Annotated in this window: 20 protein-coding genes, 1 tRNA gene and 1 other RNA gene; 15 read left to right on the top strand and 7 right to left on the bottom strand. The window is 36.0% G+C overall.

The features are described 5' to 3' along the window. Positions 1–4 precede the first annotated feature (4 nt). A complete protein-coding gene (gene eno / locus I0Q91_RS01580; protein ID WP_270452425.1) occupies positions 5–1,288 on the top strand; it encodes a phosphopyruvate hydratase in 1,284 nt (427 codons plus the stop codon). A gap of 44 nt (positions 1,289–1,332) precedes the next feature. On the opposite strand, the gene I0Q91_RS01585 is transcribed toward eno, so the two are convergent. Genes I0Q91_RS01585 through I0Q91_RS01595 form a run of 3 tightly spaced genes read right to left on the bottom strand, consistent with a single transcriptional unit; the run spans position 1,333 to position 3,183 of the window. After that, on the bottom strand, positions 1,333–1,698 hold the full coding sequence (locus I0Q91_RS01585) for a hypothetical protein (RefSeq protein ID WP_270452426.1): 366 nt from the start codon (positions 1,696–1,698) through the stop codon (positions 1,333–1,335). Positions 1,699–1,709: 11 nt separating this feature from the next. Further along, positions 1,710–2,549 (bottom strand): P-loop NTPase family protein, encoded by an 840-nt coding sequence (locus I0Q91_RS01590; RefSeq protein ID WP_270452427.1) that lies wholly within the window; start codon positions 2,547–2,549, stop codon positions 1,710–1,712. Continuing rightward, the gene (locus I0Q91_RS01595) at positions 2,455–3,183 is read right to left on the bottom strand and encodes a DnaD domain protein (protein ID WP_270452428.1); all 729 of its coding nucleotides are present in this window, start codon (positions 3,181–3,183) and stop codon (positions 2,455–2,457) included. The genes I0Q91_RS01590 and I0Q91_RS01595 overlap by 95 nt, the downstream gene beginning before the upstream one ends. Before the next feature lie 211 nt (positions 3,184–3,394). Between I0Q91_RS01595 and secG the strand changes: the two genes are divergently transcribed. From secG to I0Q91_RS01640, 9 genes are all read left to right on the top strand, one after another. Then, a complete protein-coding gene (secG, locus tag I0Q91_RS01600; protein WP_270452429.1) occupies positions 3,395–3,616 on the top strand; it encodes a preprotein translocase subunit SecG in 222 nt (73 codons plus the stop codon). Between the two features lie 126 nt (positions 3,617–3,742). Continuing rightward, on the top strand, positions 3,743–5,689 hold the full coding sequence (locus I0Q91_RS01605) for a sodium-translocating pyrophosphatase (protein ID WP_270452430.1): 1,947 nt from the start codon (positions 3,743–3,745) through the stop codon (positions 5,687–5,689). Between the two features lie 79 nt (positions 5,690–5,768). Next, on the top strand, positions 5,769–6,206 hold the full coding sequence (locus I0Q91_RS01610) for a PaaI family thioesterase (RefSeq protein WP_270452431.1): 438 nt from the start codon (positions 5,769–5,771) through the stop codon (positions 6,204–6,206). Next, on the top strand, positions 6,199–6,750 hold the full coding sequence (locus I0Q91_RS01615) for an HDIG domain-containing metalloprotein (RefSeq protein ID WP_345790929.1): 552 nt from the start codon (positions 6,199–6,201) through the stop codon (positions 6,748–6,750). The genes I0Q91_RS01610 and I0Q91_RS01615 overlap by 8 nt, the downstream gene beginning before the upstream one ends. After that, entirely contained in the window at positions 6,750–8,876 is a 2,127-nt protein-coding gene (rnr, locus tag I0Q91_RS01620; RefSeq protein WP_270452434.1) for a ribonuclease R, read from the top strand. The genes I0Q91_RS01615 and rnr overlap by 1 nt, the downstream gene beginning before the upstream one ends. A gap of 27 nt (positions 8,877–8,903) precedes the next feature. Then, a complete protein-coding gene (gene smpB, locus I0Q91_RS01625; protein ID WP_270452435.1) occupies positions 8,904–9,383 on the top strand; it encodes an SsrA-binding protein SmpB in 480 nt (159 codons plus the stop codon). Positions 9,384–9,445: 62 nt separating this feature from the next. After that, positions 9,446–9,806, top strand: a transfer-messenger RNA (tmRNA) gene (ssrA, locus tag I0Q91_RS01630). 42 nt (positions 9,807–9,848) lie between these two features. Further along, a tRNA-Trp gene (locus tag I0Q91_RS01635) sits at positions 9,849–9,925 on the top strand. Positions 9,926–10,004: 79 nt separating this feature from the next. Next, positions 10,005–10,451, top strand: coding sequence for a PPC domain-containing DNA-binding protein (locus I0Q91_RS01640; RefSeq protein ID WP_270452436.1), 447 nt, complete (start codon positions 10,005–10,007; stop codon positions 10,449–10,451). Between the two features lie 61 nt (positions 10,452–10,512). On the opposite strand, the gene I0Q91_RS01645 is transcribed toward I0Q91_RS01640, so the two are convergent. After that, positions 10,513–11,184: a hypothetical protein gene (locus I0Q91_RS01645; protein ID WP_270452438.1), complete on the bottom strand. Its 672-nt coding sequence runs from the start codon at positions 11,182–11,184 to the stop codon at positions 10,513–10,515. Positions 11,185–11,336: 152 nt separating this feature from the next. Between I0Q91_RS01645 and I0Q91_RS01650 the strand changes: the two genes are divergently transcribed. The 3 genes from I0Q91_RS01650 (at position 11,337) to I0Q91_RS01660 (ending at position 14,159) form a co-directional block, all read left to right on the top strand. Further along, the gene (locus I0Q91_RS01650) at positions 11,337–12,503 is read left to right on the top strand and encodes a M20 family metallopeptidase (protein WP_270452440.1); all 1,167 of its coding nucleotides are present in this window, start codon (positions 11,337–11,339) and stop codon (positions 12,501–12,503) included. 11 nt (positions 12,504–12,514) lie between these two features. Further along, complete coding sequence (locus tag I0Q91_RS01655) at positions 12,515–13,531, top strand: DUF21 domain-containing protein (RefSeq protein ID WP_270452441.1); 1,017 nt, start codon at positions 12,515–12,517, stop codon at positions 13,529–13,531. An 85-nt stretch (positions 13,532–13,616) separates the two neighbouring features. Then, positions 13,617–14,159, top strand: a complete 543-nt coding sequence (locus I0Q91_RS01660) for a cob(I)yrinic acid a,c-diamide adenosyltransferase (protein ID WP_270452443.1) — start codon at positions 13,617–13,619, stop codon at positions 14,157–14,159. Positions 14,160–14,215: 56 nt separating this feature from the next. Here the strand turns inward: I0Q91_RS01660 and rpoD are convergent, their stop codons facing one another. Together rpoD and I0Q91_RS01670 are read right to left on the bottom strand one after the other, a co-directional pair. Then, a complete protein-coding gene (gene rpoD / locus I0Q91_RS01665) occupies positions 14,216–15,148 on the bottom strand; it encodes an RNA polymerase sigma factor RpoD (protein ID WP_270452444.1) in 933 nt (310 codons plus the stop codon). 66 nt (positions 15,149–15,214) lie between these two features. Beyond that, positions 15,215–16,141: an AEC family transporter gene (locus I0Q91_RS01670; protein ID WP_270452445.1), complete on the bottom strand. Its 927-nt coding sequence runs from the start codon at positions 16,139–16,141 to the stop codon at positions 15,215–15,217. 105 nt (positions 16,142–16,246) lie between these two features. On the opposite strand from I0Q91_RS01670, the gene I0Q91_RS01675 reads away from it, so the two are divergent. Next, positions 16,247–17,050 carry a nitroreductase family protein gene (locus I0Q91_RS01675; protein WP_270452446.1) on the top strand — a complete coding sequence of 268 codons (804 nt, stop codon included), beginning with the start codon at positions 16,247–16,249 and terminating at the stop codon, positions 17,048–17,050. 22 nt (positions 17,051–17,072) lie between these two features. Next, positions 17,073–18,725 (top strand): putative bifunctional diguanylate cyclase/phosphodiesterase, encoded by a 1,653-nt coding sequence (locus tag I0Q91_RS01680; RefSeq protein WP_270452447.1) that lies wholly within the window; start codon positions 17,073–17,075, stop codon positions 18,723–18,725. Here the strand turns inward: I0Q91_RS01680 and I0Q91_RS01685 are convergent. Next, positions 18,722–19,777 (bottom strand): HD-GYP domain-containing protein, encoded by a 1,056-nt coding sequence (locus I0Q91_RS01685; protein WP_270452448.1) that lies wholly within the window; start codon positions 19,775–19,777, stop codon positions 18,722–18,724. The two genes, I0Q91_RS01680 and I0Q91_RS01685, sit on opposite strands and share 4 nt — an antisense overlap. Positions 19,778–19,791: the final 14 nt, after the last annotated feature.

Here is a 19,791-nt window from a genome sequence, read left to right on the forward strand (position 1 = left end):
ATTGATGAATACAATGATTTCAGATATTTATGCAAGAGAGATTTTAGATTCAAGAGGTAATCCGACTGTTGAAGTTGAAGTATATTTAGAGGGTGGAGCAATGGGAAGAGCTGCAGTACCATCAGGAGCTTCTACCGGCGCTTATGAAGCAGTTGAATTAAGAGATGAAGAAGATCGCTATCTAGGGAAAGGTGTTCAACAGGCAGTTGATAATGTTAATAATATTATTGCCCCTGAATTAATAGGTTATGATGCAAGAAGTCAGGTATTGGTTGATGAAATGATGCTTCAGCTTGATGGTACTGACAACAAAGGTAAATTAGGTGCCAATGCTATTCTTGGTGTATCTATGGCTGTAGCAAGAGCTGCTGCCCTGGCCAGTGATACCTATTTATTTAATTATTTAGGTGGCGTAAATGCCAAGAGATTACCGGTTCCAATGTTAAATATTTTAAATGGTGGAGAACATGCTGATAATAATGTTGATATCCAGGAATTTATGATAATGCCTGTATCGGCTGACTCCTTTAAATCAGCTATTCAGGCCGGTGCAGAGATTTATCATCACCTTAAGAAAGTTCTTCAGGACAGAGGATTAAATACAGGAATTGGTGCTGAAGGTGGGTTTGCTCCAGATCTAGATTCTAATGAAGAGGCAATAAAAATCATTCTTGAAGCTGTTGAAGCTGCTGGTTATGAAGCAGGAGAAGATATTCTGTTAGCTTTAGATGTTGCCGCAACCGAGATATATGAAGATGGTAAATATCATCTAAAAGGTGAAGGTGTTGAAAAAACTAGCAGTGAGATGGTTGAATTCTATAAAGAATTAGTAGATAAATATCCTATTATCTCGATTGAGGATGGCCTTGATGAAGATGACTGGGCTGGCTGGACAGAATTAACAGAAGAATTAGGCGATAAGATTCAGCTGGTCGGCGATGACCTATATGTAACTAATACTGAAAGATTAAAGAAAGGCATTGAGCAGAATTGTAGTAATTCTATATTAATCAAGTTAAATCAGATTGGAACTATTACAGAAACCCTGGATACAATTGAGATGGCAAGCAGAGCTGGTTTTACCTCTGTAATTTCCCATCGTTCAGGAGAGACTGAAGATGTTACAATTTCTGATTTAGTAGTTGCAATGAATACAGGTCAGATTAAAACAGGTGCACCGGCCCGTTCAGAAAGGGTAGCTAAATATAACCAGTTAATTAGAATAGAAGAAGTATTAGGAGATACTGCTGAATATGCTGGTAAAAATGCATTTTTCAATTTAAATTAAAGTAAGAGCAAATACTGAACCTCCGGTAGAAATACCGGAGGTTTTTAATTCCAGCCCTGAGCTTCTAATTTTTCAACTTTACTGGTATATATTTTTTTGGAAGGCGTTGAACTCTTAGAAGCTTTTTTCTTTCTTTTTTTATTTTGCTTATTTAAAGATTTTTCACTAATTAATTCATGAATTGCAACTGCTGCAGTTTTAATACTAATACTATTGGCTATAGCCAGATTTATAATTTCATCAATTCTTTCTTCTATAGAAGGGAATGAACCAATCAGATCTAAAATTAAAGTATCAACTTTTCCTAAAGCTGTCTCTGTTTCTTCCTTTGGAAAAGGTATTTTACCATCTGGAGATAAATTTTTCCTAATCGCTAATAATCTTTCAAGGGTTTCAGTTCTTGTTAGCATTATTTAATCACCTAATTCCTTATAGCCCTGTAATCTGTATCTGGAGAGCTATCGAATGCAATTTTATAATTCATAACCATTTTATTAACTCTAGAGGCAATATTTCTTGAAATAATTTTGAGTCGTTCATTACTAATTGGATTGGTTTCATCATCCAAAAATCTCTGGAAATTATGATTAGATGTGAAAATTGTAGCTCTATTATTTTTTAGTCTAAAATCAATCCAGTAGAGTAGTGTTTCTAAAACAAATGGAGAATATCTGATTTCATTGAATATGTCATCGAGTACTACTAATCTAGAATGTTTAACATTTTGATAAATTTTAGACCTGGTAAAATCCTGATTAGAGCCTTCCATATCATTTTTCATATCCATAAGGCCTTCAGAAACATTAATAAAATATATTGGTGTCCAGCCTTGAGAAAAAGGAATATTTCCATATCGAATAATTTCTTTATTCCTATAAATATTTTCTGCAATTTTTTCTGCAGCTTTATGTAAAGCAGCAACTGCCAGATGGGTTTTTCCGATTCCAGGGTATTCACTATAAAGATAAATTGATTGTGGGAGTGCAATTGCTGTATCAATTCCATTTATATAGTTAGCAACTCTTCTATATTTTTTCTTGTTTTTTTGAGATAAAATTGAGCTTTTAAATGTTTTTAATGTGCAGTCTTCATAGAGGGGATCGATGTTAGCGTTATTTATAATAAAGTTTTTAACTTTATTAATAACTTGCTCCTTAGGTGGCTTATTAATCCCATCCTTCTTCTTCAAGCTCTGAGACTTTGTCTTTTCTATTTCTTTTCTTTTCTCCTGGATTATTTTTTGAAATTGATTTTTCTCCAATATTTTTCAACTCCCTATCCTGCTCTAAGTATTGATTTAAAGTGTAAATATCATTATTATAAAGGTCAGTTAAAATTTTTCGGATATAAGAAATAGGATTGTTAATACTCTGGGTTTTAGTGTAACTGAGTAATTCTGCTATTAATTTTGCTTCCATTCCTTTATCTACAAAACCTTTTAAATAAGTATACTCTGTTGGTGTCATTGGTCGTTTTTGGAAATGTTTTCTCCAAAAAGAAATAATAATGTCCATATCACTATGGTCATTATCTAATTTGTTTTGAGATATCTTTATTTCTTCTTTATCTCCATTATTTATTATTTCTTTATCAGGCAGGCTAATTCCTGCATCATCTGGAATAAGTAATTCAATTTCTAACTTTTCTATAAAACCATCAGTGCTAATATCATGTAAAATTAACCAGTCACTATCATCTAAATCAGTGATAATTCTTCCGGATTTGTTACTATCAAGAGAGCTGGATTCAGCTAATTCAATTTTTGAAATTTTTATTATTTCTTTTTCGTCACTTTCAGAACCATATTTAAATAAAAATGACCATAAAATAGCAAGAATCAATTTTTCATTTGATTTAAAGCTAGATTGCCATATCTCTTCAAGAATTTGATTCATATAAACCTCCAATCTAAAATCAATCTGGAGCATAAGGTTATAACGTGTATTAAATATATCATAGTAGTTATTCTATTTCAATATATGAGATTTAACTTTAATGAATTCTAATAATAAATTATCAATCATAATTAATTGTTTTTTTGGTGAGTTTATGTTAAAATAATTAAAGGTAAGAATTAAGGATTAAAATTACTGGGAGGTGAAGTTTGTGACGGCACTCAAGGTTTTACATTTGATAGTGTCTATAGCTGTAATTGTTGGAGTATTACTCCAGTCTGGTAAAAGCGCAGGTTTATCAGGAGCTATTGATGGTGGTGCAACTCAGTTTTTAGGTTCCAGTGGAAGAAAAATGGAGGAAAAAATTAATAAAGCAACGATGGTTGCCGCTATTGCATTTATGGTGCTATCTTTCATCCTGGCAGTAGTTTAAAATAAATGTAACTTTTAAATCAATCTTTAATATAGCGGTCCCTGACCGCTCTTTTTCCTTTTTGCTTAATTTTTAATTAATATCTGAAATAATAATTTAATATATGGATCTTAAGGAGGATAACAAATGGAATTTATCACACCGCTGGCAGGGATCCTGGCCCTGCTATTTGCTCTGTTTATGGCAAAGAAAGTAAAAAGTTCTGACCAGGGAACAAAAAGAATGATTGAATTATCTCAGGCTATCAATGAAGGTGCGATGGCATTTTTAGGTAGAGAATATTCAATGTTAACAGGTTTTGTTGTAGTTGTAGGTATTATAATTGTTCCAACTCTTGGCTGGCAGACTGCACTATCATTTGTATTAGGTGCAATTTTTTCTGGTTTAGCTGGTTTCATAGGTATGCAGATTGCTACTCAGGCTAATGCTAGAACAACTCAGGCAGCACGTAATAATTTAAATGATGCTCTTGGTGTAGCATTTTCTGGTGGATCAGTTATGGGGATGTCAGTTGTTGGTCTTGGAACAATAGGGTTAGGAGTTTTATACATAATATTTACTAATAATCCTGAATATATTAGAGGATTTGCTTTTGGAGCAAGTTCAATAGCCCTATTTGCCCGTGTAGGTGGCGGTATTTATACAAAAGCTGCTGATGTTGGTGCTGATCTTGTTGGTAAAGTTGAAGCTGGTATTCCAGAAGATGATCCCCGTAATCCAGCTGTTATTGCTGATAACGTTGGTGACAATGTTGGTGACGTAGCAGGGATGGGCGCTGACCTTTTTGAGTCATATGTTGGTTCAATTGTGGCCGCAATGACTTTAGGTACAACACTTTCTACTGACCATGTAATTTTACCTTTATTAATAGCTGCAATTGGAATTGTTGCTGCTATTATTGGTACCAGATTTGTAAAAGCCAAAGAAGGTGGCGACCCGGCTAAAGCATTAGAGAGAGGTACATTAGTTGCAGCTGGGATTACAATAGTCGGTGCTTTCTTATTAGTTAATAATTTGATTGGAGATTTAGGAGCATTCTGGGCTATTTTAGCAGGTTTAGTTACTGGAATTCTGATTGGTCGAATTACTGAATATTATACTTCAGAGCATTATAAGCCGGTACAACATATTGCTGAACAGTCACAGACTGGAACGGCTCCAAATATTATTGCTGGTATAGCTGTTGGTATGCGTTCAACTGTCTTTCCAATAATTTCAATAACTGCTGCAATTTTTATATCATATAATTTTGCAGGACTATATGGAATTGCAATGTCAGCTGTTGGTATGCTAGCAACAACTGGTATTACTCTTTCAGTTGATGCTTATGGACCGATTGCAGATAATGCAGGTGGAATTGCAGAGATGGCTGAACTTGATCCAGAAGTAAGAGAGATTACAGATAAGCTTGATTCAGTTGGTAATACCACTGCTGCTATGGGTAAAGGTTTTGCAATCGGATCAGCTGCTTTAACTGCATTATCATTGTTTGCAGCTTTCTCAGAAGCGGTAGAATTATCAGTAATTAGTTTAACTAACCCAAATGTAATTATTGGATTGTTCTTAGGAGCAATGTTGCCATTCCTATTCTCAGCTTTAACTATGGAAGCTGTTGGTTCAGCTGCCTTTAAGATGATTGAAGAGGTAAGGAGACAGTTCAAGGATATACCTGGAATTATGGAAGGCACAGGAACTCCAGATTATAGAAGTTGTGTTGATATTTCAACTAAAGCAGCTTTAAAAGAAATGATTATACCTGGGATTTTAGCAGTTATTATTCCAGTGATTATTGGTCTCTGGGATGTTGAAGCTCTTGGTGGATTACTTGCAGGAGCCTTATCTGCTGGTGTACTTCTAGCTATTATGATGGCTAATTCTGGCGGAGCCTGGGATAATGCTAAGAAATATATTGAATCAGGTGCATATGGAGGTAAAGGTACTGAAACTCATAAAGCAGCAGTCGTTGGTGATACAGTAGGAGATCCATTTAAAGATACTTCAGGTCCATCTCTGAATATTCTAATTAAGTTAATGACTATTGTTTCGCTGGTATTTGCACCTCTATTTATTTAGTAAGTAACTAATTAAAGATGATTATTCCCTCTAAGCAACTGCTTAGGGGGTTTTTTACAACAGGAGGTGATAGCAATTTATGGTAGAACCTGGTGATGATAATATGTGCTTTGTTTGTGGAGAAGATAATCCAATTTCTTTAAATATTGAATTTGAATATGATGAAGAAAAAGATCATGTAATAGCTAATTTTATGCCTGACGATAAGCTCTCAGGTTATAGAGATGTGATGCATGGAGGTCTGGTATCAACTTTGCTGGATGAGGCAATGGCTAAAGCTATTAGAGTTAAAGGGTGGCAGGCGGTAACTGCTGAAATGAAAGTTAGATTTTTAGAGCCAGTCCGGCTTGACAAAAAAATTGTTATAAAAGGTAGAGTTCAGGATAAACGCAGAAGAATTATTGAGACAACAGCTAAATTAGAGGGCAAAATGGGTAAAGAGTTGGCAAGGGCTAGTGCTAAATTTATTATTGTTAATAAAAATACCGGAGAAGGAGATGGTTATGATGATGAGTAGAGAAAATGCTCTGGAATTGGTAAAGGAAAATATCAAACAGGAAAATTTAGTAAAACACTGCCTTGCTGTTGAAGCAGTAATGGTCCGTTTGGCTGAATATTTTGATGAAGATGTTGAAAAATGGAGGCTTGCAGGACTTCTTCATGATATTGATTATGAGGATACAGCTGATGATCCTGAAAAGCACAGTCAATTAGGGGCAGACCGTCTGGCTGATATGGGGCTTCCTGATGATATTGTTTATGCAGTTAGAGCTCATAATGGAATTCATGAACTTCCTAGAAAATCTAAATTAGACAAATCTCTTTATGCATCTGATCCATTAACAGGTTTAATCGTTGCATCAGCCCTAATTCATCCAGAAAAAAGTCTTGATGCTCTTGACTCAGAATTCATAATGAATAGGTATGAAGAGAACTCATTCGCTAAAGGTGCAGATAGAGATGTAATAGCTTCTTGCAGTGAACTGGATTTAGAGCTTGAGGAGTTTATTGGATTATCCCTTGAAGGCATGCAGAGCATATCAAAGGAGCTTGGTTTATAATGGCAGCCCGCAATCAGATTTTAGAGTTTTTTGAGGAGAAAGCAGGGAGACCTCTTAATATTAATGAGTTATTGGACAGATTTAACGTTTTGAAAGGTCAGAAAAAACAGTTTAAAAAAGTTCTTAGTGAGCTGGAAAAATCAGGTGATATCTATCAGAGTGATAAAGGTTATTATGGCATTCCTGATAAATTTAATCTTATAAAAGGTAGAGTTCAGAGTAACCCTAAAGGTTTTGCATTTTTAATACCTGAAGACCCATCCAGAGAAGATATTTATATGTCTTCTGAAAATTTAAATAGTGCCATGCATAATGACAAGGTTTTAGTTAGACCTTTTAAGTCTGGCGGGGGTAAAAGAGATGAAGGTGAAGTTATTAAGATTCTGGACCGTGCCAATGAGACGATAGTTGGTGAACTGGATCATTATGGTAAATATGGTTTTGTGATTCCTGATAATAAGAGAATTTTCACTGATATTTATATTCATCAGGGCAATTTTAATGGTGCAGATTCCGGTGATAAAGTAGTCGTTAAAATTATAAAATGGCCAAGAAAAAATAGAAATCCAGAGGGAGAGATAATTGAGAAGATAGGTAGCAAAGGTGATCCAGGTGTTGACTTAGAAGCAATGATCCGTCAGTTAGAACTACCTGGAGAGTTTCCCCCTGATGTAATTGAACAGGCTAGAAAATATCCAGATAAACTTCCTGCAAAAGAGGTTTCTAATAGAAAAGATCTAAGGGATCTTTCTATGGTAACAATTGATGGCGAAGATGCTAAAGACTTTGATGATGCTGTTTCAATAGAAAAAATGAATGATAATAAGCTTCGTCTTGGGGTTCATATTGCTGATGTTAGTCATTATGTTCAGGAAGGAACTCCGCTGGATAATGAGGCCTATCGCCGGGGAACCAGTATCTATCTTGTTGATAGAGTAATCCCGATGCTGCCTGAGAGGTTATCTAATAATCTCTGTAGCTTAAGACCAAATGAAGATAAATTTGCGGTTACTGTATTTATTGATTATCAGTTAGAGCCTTTTGAATTATTGGATCATGAGATTCATCGTTCGGTTATTCGCTCGGATCATCGCTTAACCTATAATCAGGTTAGAGAGATGTTAGAAAAAGATAATAAAGATTTACAGAATAAATATTCAGATTTTTATCCGAAACTAAGGTTAATGGAAGACCTTCATAATAAATTAAGAGGCGGGAGAAGACTAAGAGGTACAATTGATTTTGATTTTCCTGAAGTTAAAGTGATTCTTGATGATGAAGGCAATCCTGTTGATATTCAGAAGATGGAACATGGTCTACCAGAACAGATTATAGAGGAGTTTATGATTGCTGCTAATAGGGTTGTTGCAGAAGAAGTTTACTGGCGAGAAGAACCGTTTGTATATAGGGTTCATGATAAGCCGGATCCTGAAAAAATCAAGACTTTTAATGAATTTATTCATAATTTTGGGTATCATTTAAAGGGTGGAAATGATGGAGAAGTGCATCCAGGGGCATTACAGAAATTACTCGGAAAAGTTGCAGGAACAGATGAAGAGAATTTAATTGAGACAATGCTTCTTCGTTCAATGAAGAAAGCAGTTTATTCTCCTGTTAATATTGGCCATTTTGGGCTATCTCTTGATTATTATTCTCATTTTACATCGCCAATTAGAAGGTATCCAGATTTAGTGGTTCATAGAATTATTACAGAATTAATCACAGGAGGCAAACTATCTGCCCACAGGCGTCAGGAATTAGAAGATTCATTACCTGAAACAGCTGATCACTGTTCGCTCCAGGAGAGAAGGGCAATGGAGGCTGAAAGGGATTCAGTTGATCTAAAAAAGGTTGAATATATGAAGCGCCATGTTGGTGAAGAATTCACTGGGATTATTAGTGGAATAACTAATTTTGGAATGTTTGTTCAGCTTAAGAATACTGTTGAAGGTTTAGTTCATGTTGAAAGCCTGGCAGATGATTATTATCATTATCGTGAAGAACAGCAGATTCTAATCGGTGAACGGACAAAGAATATGTATAGATTAGGTGATGAGGTAGAAGTTGAGCTAGTAAAAGCAAATGTTGATGAAAGACAGTTGGATTTTGAAATTGTTAAAAAATAATATAAAATAAAGGGGAGGTGTTATCTTATGGCTCAAAATAATAATGATGATATAACAATAATTGCCCGGAATAAAAAAGCCAGGCATGATTATCATATAGAAGAGACTTTTGAAGCAGGTATAAAGTTACAGGGAACTGAAATAAAGTCTATTCGACAACGAAATGTTAATTTAAAAGATAGTTTTGCTATAGTAGAGAATGGCGAGGTTTTTCTCTACAATATGCATATTAGTCCCTATAAACAGGGTAATAGGTATAATCATGATCCAGAAAGAGTAAGAAAACTCCTCCTCCATAAAAACCAGATTCAGAAATTGATCGGTTATACAAAGCAGAAAGGTTATACCCTTGTGCCATTATCAATCTATTTAAAGCGAAATTTAGCAAAAGTAGAGCTGGCATTAGCTAAAGGTAAGGATGTTAGAGATAAACGGAGAGATATTGCTAAAAAGACGGCTAATCGAGAGATGGAAAAAGCATTAAAATATAGAACTTATGAACAATAAACACTTGACAAACAGGCGATTATCCTTTATAATAAGTATTGTAATTGAGAATCTCCTATACAGGGGGTGTTCTGGTATCGCCTGTATAGTGAGTTCTCTGATTGCGCTCCGGGGATACTCTTTCACCCGTAAAACACTGGGTAATAAAATTATCTGCAAACGATAATAGTTATATTCCAGCTGCTGCGTAAGCAGTCAGCTAGCGCCCACTGCAGACGTGTCTGTCGTGTGTAACTGGGTGTCATAAAAAGCAGACTTACCTTGCTCTAGCCGTCTGAAGGAGTAAGGGAAACTTGCCAGACTTGGCCTGTTAGAATCTTGTCTACTGGAGTCTAACAGGTGAGACGAAAAAGTAGGCTATGAGTGTAGATATCAGGGAACGAACTATGCAGTACGTGGGTTCGATTCCCACCACCTCCACCAATAATAAATAAAATAATTTGAATTTTTTTTATGAAGTTTCGTACGGGCATAGCTCAATTGGCTAGAGCACAAGACTCCAAATCTTGGTGTTGGGGGTTCAAGTCCTCCTGCCCGTGCCATTTTTATTTTAATGTCACCTGTTAAAGGGGCATTTTTTTATTATAATATATCTGCATTTTATTTCGGGAGGTATCATAATTGAAATATACTGAAGCCGATAGAGGTAGAGTTTTTGTATCCAGATTAGAAGATGGCGATAAGATTCCTGAAGATATTGAAAGAATGGCAGAGAAAGAGTCTATTTCTTCTGCAATTCTCTTCTTTTTAGGTGGTCTTCAAAAAGGGAGTAAGTTTGTAACTGGTCCTGAAGAAAATAACTCAAAAGAGATTAATCCTATTATTGAAGAGCTAGCTGGGATAAGTGAAGCAGTTGGTATTGGAACAATTTTTCCTGATGAAGAGGGTAAGCCAAAACTGCATTTACATTCTGCTGCCGGGCGCAAAAAGCAAACAATTACCGGTTGTTCTCGAGCAGGTTTAAAAACCTGGCTAGTTGGGGAAGTTATTATTCTGGAAATTATTAATCATAACCTTGTGCGCAAATTTGATGCTGAACGCAATCTGGAGCTTTTAAATATTGATTAATTGATTTACATATAATAGACCTGAGTTAAAATAACTCAGGTCTTATACATTTCTAAATTATTTATCTTAATTCAATATTATTTACGGTGAAGTTGTATTCATTGCCATTTTCATAATAGTCATAGCCGATCAATAATAGCATGCCCTCATATTCTGCCATTCTTAAAAAGCCTGAATCAAAATCATCAATATTAGTTAATTCAATTTCGTATACTTCTAATTCAAGATCGCCAATTGTCTCGGTATAGATCTCAATGTTGCGGACATTTTCATCTTCTAACTCATCCATGTCGGCCTGATTAAAGAATGAGAAGGGGAGAAAGACAAAATCAAGCATTTCGTTGGCGAACATTCCGGCCATTTCAGCAGGTATTTCCTGGCCTCCCATTTCAAGTTTAACTATTTCTCCATCAGCCATCCAGAAATTCATTGCCGCTTCTTCCATTTCACCTCTAGGAATAATTCTTCCTCTATCAGCCTGGACATTATTTACTTCCTCTACTCCTAAAAATTCGTATTCGATAGTATGCTCTTCGACTGTTCCAGCCTCATCCATGGTCATTGAGTATTCAAGTTTAGAAAAACTGCTTATTAATTGACTTAATTCTGTAGGTGTTTCAAGAAGATGCAGGGGCAGGTCATCTAAAGTTGCAGCCTGAACTGTATTTCCAAGTGTAAAGACTAAAGCCAGCACAATAAATAAACTACTTAATTTCAGTTTCCATTTTTTCAATTAATCCACCTCCATAATTAAAATTATAACATAATTATATAATAAAAATTGTTAGTTTAGAAACATTTTTATTAAATAATTAAAGGATTTATCTTAATCATATAGAATTCAATAGCAGATAGCAATAATAAAATTAATGATGGAGTGATATCATGGAACTTAATATTTTGAAAGAAAAGATAATAAATATTGAAGAAGAATTGATTACTTTAAATGAGTTTATTCTGGATAATCCTGAATTAGGTAACCAGGAATATAAGGCAAGTAAAGCCCATACAGATCTATTAGGAAGATATGGTTTTGAGATAGAGCGGCCTTATTTAAATATGGATACTGCCTTTAAAGCAGAATATGATTCAGGGAAAGCCGGGCCGACTATTGCTTATTTAGCTGAATATGATGCCCTGCCAGGTATCGGCCATGGCTGTGGCCATAACATTTTAGGAACAGTTAGCACCGGGGCAGGGCTTGTCTTAAAGGATTTAATTGATGATACTGGAGGCAGAGTTATAGTTTTTGGAACTCCTGCAGAAGAATCCTATGCAGGTAAAGTAGAAATGGTCAATAAAGGTGCCTTTGATGATGTAGATGTGGCAATGCTGGTCCATGCTTCGTCCAATCATTATAAGAGTGGCAAATCCCTGGCTTTAAAGGCGATTAAATTTACTTACAGGGGTAAGACTTCACATGCCTCGGCAAGCCCTGAAGAGGGTATTAATGCTCTGGATGCGGCAATCAATACTTTTAATAATATAAATGCAATGAGAGAACACTTAAAAAAGGATGCCAGAATTCATGGGATTATTTCCAATGGAGGTGAGGCAGCCAATATAGTGCCAGATCTGGCAGCTGCAAATTTCTATATCCGGGCTGAAACAAAATCATATTTAAATCAACTGGAAGGGAAACTAATGAATGCTGCTAAAGGTGCTTCCCTTGCAGCTGGAACCTCATTGGAGACCAGTTATTATGAAACCCCCTGTTTAAATTTGATAACAAATCAGAAGTTATCTGAGACCTATATTAAAAATATAAGGAAGATGGGGGTTGATGAGATTTATGATAATGATGAGGCAACTGGCTCAACAGATGCTGGAGATGTCAGTCATGTCTGTCCGACGATTCAGCCATATTTTGCTATAACTGAAGATGAACTGACAGGCCATTCAAGAGAGTTTAGAGATGCGACTAAATCTGAATATGCATATCAGGAGATGAAGAAGGCGATTGGTGCTTTGGTCTTAACAGCACTTGATATTATTGAAGATCCAGGGCTTTTACAGGAAATCAAAAGGGAATTTGCAAATAGATATAAATAGGGGAGATTTTAATGGAAGTAATAATCTGGATAGGAATCTTTATCTGCCTGTCCCAGTCAGGTATATTATCCGGCCTTAATCTGGCTTTTTTTAATATAAGCAAATTAAAGCTGGAGCTTGAGGTAGAAAAGGATAATAAAAAAGCTAAAAAGATCCTGAAATTAAGGGATGATGCCAATTTTTTATTGGTAACTATATTATGGGGGAATGTGGCTGTAAATGTTCTTTTATCTCTCCTTTCAGGCTCTGTACTGGCTGGAGTTTTAGCATTTTTATTTTCTACAGTCGTTATAACGATTGTTGGTGAGATTATTCCTCAGGCTTATTTTTCTAGAAATGCCATTAAGATGGCGGCTAAATTATCTCCAGTTTTAAAATTTTATCAATTCATTCTTTTTCCAGTGGCCAAACCGACAGCCCTATTACTGGATCGCTGGCTTGGGAAAGAGGCTATAAGCTATTATCGTGAAGAGGATCTGCGGGAGTTGGTTAAGCTGCATATGCGGTCATCTGAGACCGAGATCCAGGAGATGGAGGGAAAAGGAGCTTTAAACTTTTTGGCGCTGGATGATTTACCGATTAAAAAAGAAGGGGAGCCTATCGAACCCAAGAGTATAATTCAGTTAGAATTTAAGGCTGGCAAACCTGTCTTTCCTGAGATTAAACCTGATGTTGAAGACCAATTCTTAAAAAGAGTTGAGTTGCCAGATACTAAATGGCTTATTCTTGTTGATCAGGACGGTGAGCCAAGGATGGCTTTAAACTCTGATGAATTTATTAGAGATGCTTTATTTAATAATAAAAGTTTTAATCCCTATCGCCACTGCCATCGTCCAATAATAGTAAGGGATGAAACTAAATCACTGGAGCAGGTAATCCCTAAATTAAAGGTAAACCCGGAGCATAGCCAGGATGATGTTGTTGATGAGGATATAATTCTGCTCTGGTCAGACCAGAAAAAGGTTATTACAGGTTCAGATATTCTTGGCCGACTTTTAAGAGGAATCGTTAAGAATCGGGCTATTTAATCTATCAGGATAAAGTAATTAACTTACTGGATAATCTGATAAAATTATGGTATACTTTAAAAAATTGAAATAGAGGTGATTTTTTATGGAAATATATACAAAAACCGGGGATAAAGGTGAAACCAGTCTTTATGATAATACCAGAGTGGCCAAGGACTCGATTAGAGTTGAAAGTTATGGGACTATTGATGAGTTGAATTCAACCCTGGGGATGGCCAGAACATTTATTTCAGATGAAGAAATTAGCAAGTATGTATTTAAAATTCAGCGCCAGCTCTTTGATGTTGCAGGGGAACTGGCAACTACAGATGGCACAACCTTTCCTGAAAAAATAGATAAGCCAGAGATAGAAGAACTTGAAGATATAATCGATAAATACCTTGCCAGAATGAATGAAGAAGAAAAATCTAGCTTTATAATCCCAGGGAGTAATCGGGCATCAGCCACTCTCCATCAGGCCAGAACAATCTGTCGGAGGGCTGAGAGAAGAATTGTAACCTTAAGCAGGGATGCCGAAATTAGAGAAGAGATACAGAAATATGTTAATCGACTTTCTGATGTAATTTATACACTGGCAAGATTTCTGGAGACAAGACTGGAATATGTAGAATTTAATAAAGATGAATAAGTAAAAAATGGCAGCCTCTCGGCTGCCATTATATTTATAGTGATTTAATTAAAATTTTAGCGTTTTAAATAACCTTTTAATTCTTTACTTCTTGTTGGGTGTCTTAGCTTTCTTAAAGCCTTGGCCTGTATCTGTCTGATTCTCTCTCTAGTTACCCCGAATTCAGTGCCAACTTCTTCAAGGGTTCTCTGTCTGCCATCTTCAAGGCCATATCTTAATTCGATAACCCGTTTTTCTCTATCAGTTAAAGTATCAAGAACATTATCCAGCTGATCCTTTAATAGCTCTGAAGAAGCTAAGAGATCTGGTGATGGAGAATCCTGGTCTTCAATAAAGTCCTTTAACTGGCTGTCATTTTCTTCTCCGATTGGTGTATCCAGTGAGGCAGGCTGCTGATTGATTGTTAGTTTTTTGACCTCCAGTACTTTTTCAGGCTCCATATCCATTTCTTCGCCGATCTCTTCTGGAGTCGGTTCTCTATCCAGTTCTTTATTCAGCCGTTTTTCTACCCGCTTTAATTTATTCATGGTTTCGACCATATGAACAGGTATTCTGATAGTTCTGGCCTGATCAGCCAGGGATCTGGTGATAGATTGTCTGATCCACCAGGTTGCATAGGTGCTGAATTTATATCCTTTGGTATAATCAAATTTTTCAACAGCTTTCATTAAACCTTTATTTCCTTCCTGAATTAGATCCAGGAATGACATACCCTGTCCAACATATTTCTTTGCAATACTAACAACAAGCCTTAGATTGGCTTCAGTTAACTCCTGTCTGGCCTGTTCATCGCCTGCTTCAATGCGCTGAGCCAGCTCAACTTCTTCCTCTTTAGTAAGGAGATCAACTTTCCCCATCTCTTTTAGATAAACACGGACTGGATCGTCGATACCTGCACCGGCAGGAATGGAAAGATCATATTCTTTTTCTTCGTTCTCTTCATTTTCTTCAATTTTATCATTAGATTGGGTTTCTTCTTTTTGACTCATAATAAATTCCTCCTTAATGCTGTTACCCAGCACAATTGTACATTATAAAATAAAAACCACTTAATGTCAAATGAAATTGATTAGCCAGATGATCAACGGAATACTAATTATACCAAAAAGAGTAGTTATAAATACAGCTTCAGATGCCATCTGATAATCGCCCTGATATCTGGCGGCAAAGATTACACTATTAGCAGCAATCGGCATTGCAGCCTGAATAACAATAATTCCAACCAGTATTTCTGGTATCGGTAAAAAACTTAGTGCCAGCAATAAAAGTACAGGAATAACTAATAATCTCAATAGACTTAGAAATACCAGTTTAGGCTTTAGGATAACTCTTTTGATATTGATTCCGAATAAAGAACTTCCAATAACCAGCATCGATAATGGGAAAGTCATATCTCCAACCATATCAACAGCCTCTGAAATAGGTCCAGGCAGATTAATGCCTGTTATAAATAAAATGAAACCAATTCCCAGGGCTATTACACCGTTATTTATTATATTCTGCAAGCGATCCGAATTCTCCTTCTTTCTAGCCGATAATAAATAAATTCCATAGGTCCAGATAACAATATTAAATGGTATCATTCCTAAAGAACCATAAAAGAGGCCGGTTTCAGGATAGACTGCTCCAATAATTGGTAGGCCCATATAACCGACATTAGAAAAAATAATTAGAAATTCAAAGGTTCTCTGTTTTTTGTCATCTGCTCTGATAAATCTTTTGAAGATATTAGCGGAAACGATTAATGCCAGGTAAACAAAAACCCAGCAGATAAATAGTATCTTTGTGTTTTCAATTAATTCAGGACTAATCTCGACTGTCATTGCCGAAATTATCAAAAAGGGTAATATGTAATCGATTAATAGATCAAATAAAAACTGCTGGCCCTTTCTGGTGATAACTTCTCTGGATCTTAAGAAATAACCGAAGAAAAGAATTAAGAATAAAGCAATAATCTGTTCTAATATTATCTGAAATGGCATAAAAAAACCTCCAAATTTTCAATTTATGCAGGAATCTAAAGCTTTATTGAGAAATAATAATTAGGAATGTATAGAAAAATACTTTTATTTTAAGGATTTGATAAAATGAATCTACCTTTAAGTAATATTAAAGAACTATATAAGGCGATAGAGACCAGGCAATCAAGGAGAAAATATAAGTCTAAACCGATCAGCCAGTCTCAGATTGAAACTCTTAGAGAAAAAGTTGAATTACTAAAGCAGGAAGTTCCTGCAGTTAAAATAATAATCAGGCCTGAAGGGTTTGAGCGTATCATGAAAAATATTTTTGGTTTTTATGGTTTGATCTCAGGTGCCTGGAGTTATGCGGTTATTCTGGCAGATCCCACAGATAAAAATTATCAAATTCAGGCCGGTTATGCAGGAGAACTCCTTGTTTTACAGGCAACCTCAATGGATATTGATACCTGCTGGATCGGTGGTTTCTATAATGCTGATAAAATCAAAGCAGAACTAGAGTTTCCTGATAATTATGAGATCATGTCTGTAATCTCTTTAGGAGAGGCCAGAGAAAAAAAGACTATTTCAGAAAAAATAATGAAAAAAGTAACTGGCAGTACAAAAAGAAAGAACCTTGCTGAGCTCTGTCATCCTGACTATATTGAGGACTGGCCTGATTGGATAAAGTCAGCTATAAAAGCGGCCAGGCAGGCACCTTCAGCAGTTAATCGGCAGCCCTGGCTATTTAAGGTGGAAGATAATAAATTAATTATACAGGCCAGCACAGAGGAAGCTAAAGGTGGGGTTTCACCATATCTTGACTGTGGTATTGCTTTATCCCACCTTGAATTAGGTGCCAGAAATGCCGACCAGGAAGTTGAGCTAAAAGAATTGGTTCCACCAGAAATTGCTGAAATAACTCCAGTATAAATCTAGAAAGGTGTTGATTTCATTGGATTTAGAACATGATATCCCTGAACCTGCAAATATCTCCCCTGAATATGATTCATGGAAGATAGCCTTTGCCTATCTTTTAATAGCCGGACTCTGGATAATGGTCTCAGACCAGCTGGTTGTCCTTTTATTTAATGATACTGATGCTATTTCCATGGTTCAGACCTATAAAGGTATTTTCTTTGTTTCTGTGACCTCATATTTACTATTTTACACTTTAAGAGAGAGAATTAAAAGCTATAAATTTTTAGCCATCAGATTATATGATAATTATAATGAATTAGAGAGCACCTATGAGGAACTGCTGGCAACTGAGGAGGAGCTGGAGGAGAAGATAGATGAATTAAATGAGGGGAAAGAGAAGATTTATCAGCAGGCCTATTATGATGATCTGACAGGCCTTCCTAATAAAAATATGCTCCATCAGAAAATAGAGGAGCTAATTTCAGGGGAATCCTCTAATAGAATTAATTATATTATGCTAGATCTTGATGAATTTAAAAAGATCAATGATTTTCATGGCCATGAATTTGGAGACCAGCTACTTATTCAGGTAAGGAAGGAATTGCTGGAAGTTTTACCTGAGAATTATCAGTTGTTCCATTTAGGGGGAGATGAGTTTGGAATTGTTTACAGGGAAAAGCAGGCAGTTGGAACAGGTATTGAACTGATTAATAATATTTTAGATATCTTTAAAGATTCTATAAATGTTGATGGCCATTATATTTTTTCTTCAGCCAGCCTGGGTTTTGCCAGCTATCCTGAGCAGGCAGATGATGGAGCTGAATTGATTAAAAATGGCGAGATAGCCATGTATAATGCCAAAGAGAAGGGGAAAAATAGTTATAAGTTCTATGAAAAAGAGATGGAGCAGAGGATCAAGGATTCATTGAAACTGGAGAGGGATTTAAGGCAGGCGATAAAGGATGAAGAATTTGAGCTGTTCTATCAGCCGCTCTTTGACCTGGAAAAAAATAAGGTTAAAACAGTTGAGGCTTTAATCCGCTGGAAGAAGCCAGGAGCAGGTTATGTATCTCCAGCTGAATTTCTTCCCTTTGCAGAAAAGACAGGTCTGATTACTGAGATTGGCCGCTGGGTATTTAAAGAGGCCTGCCGGCAAAAAAAGCAGTGGCTGGCCAGGGGTTATAATGGTTTTTCGATTGCAATTAATATCTCAGCTAAAGAGCTTGACGATGCTAAATTCTTTGACAGCCTGGTTAAAGAGATAAATAATAATAACTTAGATAGCAGTAATCTGGAGGTTGAGATTACAGAGAGCGATGTTATGGAAAATATGGATGAAAATATAAAAGTCCTGAAAGAACTCAGGGAATTAGGGGTTAAAGTTTCCCTTGATGATTTTGGGACCGGTTATTCATCTTTAACCTATTTGAGAAAGATGCCGATAGATAATATTAAAATAGACCGCTCTTTTATTGCCAATATCCTCTCAGATGGCAAGGAAAAGAGGATATTAAGCTCAATTATAGAATTATCCAGGGTTATCGGTTTAAATATTACTGTTGAAGGGATTGAAAATGAAGCCCAGCTGGAGTTTGTTAGAGATAAAGGCTGTGATCGGGCACAGGGTTACCTCCTGGCCAGGCCGGCTCCAGCAGAGGAACTAGAAAATTACCTGGAAGGTAATTAAATTATCTCCTGCTGGATTTTTAGCTCTTTAGTGGCAGATAGATCTATCTTTTCCTGCCATTTTTTGCTCTTATCAAGGATCCTGATATTAGGCCGGGACGGCTTATTTTTATTCTGGCTGACAACAACTGCTCTTCTGCCGTCATTGAGTTTAACTTTACAGCCATTGGGATAAAAGGGCATGATCGTAATAAATTTATCGACCAGTTCAGGGTCAAAATGAACTCCTCGCTCATTATAAATGAGGCTCAGGGTCTTATCTATTGGCCAGCGTTCTCGATAGATTCGATCGCTACTTAATGCATCATATACGTCTGCAATAGCTGTTATTCTAGGGAATAGGTGGATATCATCGGCTTCAATGCCTCTTGGATAGCCAGAGCCATCAAGTTTTTCATGATGACCTAAAACTATGGCCAGAGAGGTTGGGGTTATCTCTGAAAGATTTCTTAATCTTTCAAAACCGAGTCTTGGGTGCTCCTGAATAATATTGTATTCTTCTTCAGTTAATTTGCCAGGTTTTTTCAGGATCTCTTCAGGGATTCCTGATTTTCCAAGATCATGGCAGATAGAACCCAGGGCCAGCTTTTCAAGTTGTAATCTATTTAAGCCTATCTTATTGCCTAGAAGGACTGAAAGCACAGTTACATTTACTGAATGGGCGAAGGTATAATTGTCTTTATTTTTTATATCAATCATATTGATCATGATTTTATTATTGGCAAGGATTTCATCGATCATATCATTTACATAGGCCTTTAGATTTCTGATATCCTGATTATCTATTTCCTGATCGTCTAAAAGGTTGCTATATATCTGATTGGTTAGTCTGATGCCCTTCTCCCTGACCTGCTGGCTGACTGAATCCTTTAATTCAATATCATAAGAAAATTCATCTTTTATATAAAGATAATTTATACCAAGTTCATTGAATTTTTCTTTATATTGATTTAAGTTTTTCTGGCCGGCTGTTAAAAGACACTGGTTTTTATTGTAAATTGGTTTGGCCAGTTTCATATCATTCTCTAATTTATCGACCTTAACAAGTCTCATTATTAACACCTCAA

This window comes from Halonatronomonas betaini, assembly GCF_015666175.1.
GTDB classification, from domain to species: Bacteria; Bacillota; Halanaerobiia; order Halanaerobiales; family Halarsenatibacteraceae; genus Halonatronomonas; species Halonatronomonas betaini.

Coding starts and splice junctions, on each gene's coding strand:
- I0Q91_RS01585 (WP_270452426.1), bottom strand. CDS start 1,698: ATGCTAACAAGAACTGAAACCCTTGAAAGATTATTAGCGATTAGGAAA.
- rnr (WP_270452434.1), top strand. CDS start 6,750: ATGGCAGCCCGCAATCAGATTTTAGAGTTTTTTGAGGAGAAAGCAGGG.
- eno (WP_270452425.1), top strand. CDS start 5: ATGAATACAATGATTTCAGATATTTATGCAAGAGAGATTTTAGATTCA.
- I0Q91_RS01685 (WP_270452448.1), bottom strand. CDS start 19,777: ATGAGACTTGTTAAGGTCGATAAATTAGAGAATGATATGAAACTGGCC.
- I0Q91_RS01610 (WP_270452431.1), top strand. CDS start 5,769: ATGGTAGAACCTGGTGATGATAATATGTGCTTTGTTTGTGGAGAAGAT.
- I0Q91_RS01660 (WP_270452443.1), top strand. CDS start 13,617: ATGGAAATATATACAAAAACCGGGGATAAAGGTGAAACCAGTCTTTAT.
- I0Q91_RS01605 (WP_270452430.1), top strand. CDS start 3,743: ATGGAATTTATCACACCGCTGGCAGGGATCCTGGCCCTGCTATTTGCT.
- I0Q91_RS01615 (WP_345790929.1), top strand. CDS start 6,199: ATGAGTAGAGAAAATGCTCTGGAATTGGTAAAGGAAAATATCAAACAG.
- rpoD (WP_270452444.1), bottom strand. CDS start 15,148: ATGAGTCAAAAAGAAGAAACCCAATCTAATGATAAAATTGAAGAAAAT.
- I0Q91_RS01670 (WP_270452445.1), bottom strand. CDS start 16,141: ATGCCATTTCAGATAATATTAGAACAGATTATTGCTTTATTCTTAATT.
- I0Q91_RS01650 (WP_270452440.1), top strand. CDS start 11,337: ATGGAACTTAATATTTTGAAAGAAAAGATAATAAATATTGAAGAAGAA.
- I0Q91_RS01595 (WP_270452428.1), bottom strand. CDS start 3,183: ATGAATCAAATTCTTGAAGAGATATGGCAATCTAGCTTTAAATCAAAT.
- I0Q91_RS01655 (WP_270452441.1), top strand. CDS start 12,515: ATGGAAGTAATAATCTGGATAGGAATCTTTATCTGCCTGTCCCAGTCA.
- smpB (WP_270452435.1), top strand. CDS start 8,904: ATGGCTCAAAATAATAATGATGATATAACAATAATTGCCCGGAATAAA.
- I0Q91_RS01675 (WP_270452446.1), top strand. CDS start 16,247: ATGAATCTACCTTTAAGTAATATTAAAGAACTATATAAGGCGATAGAG.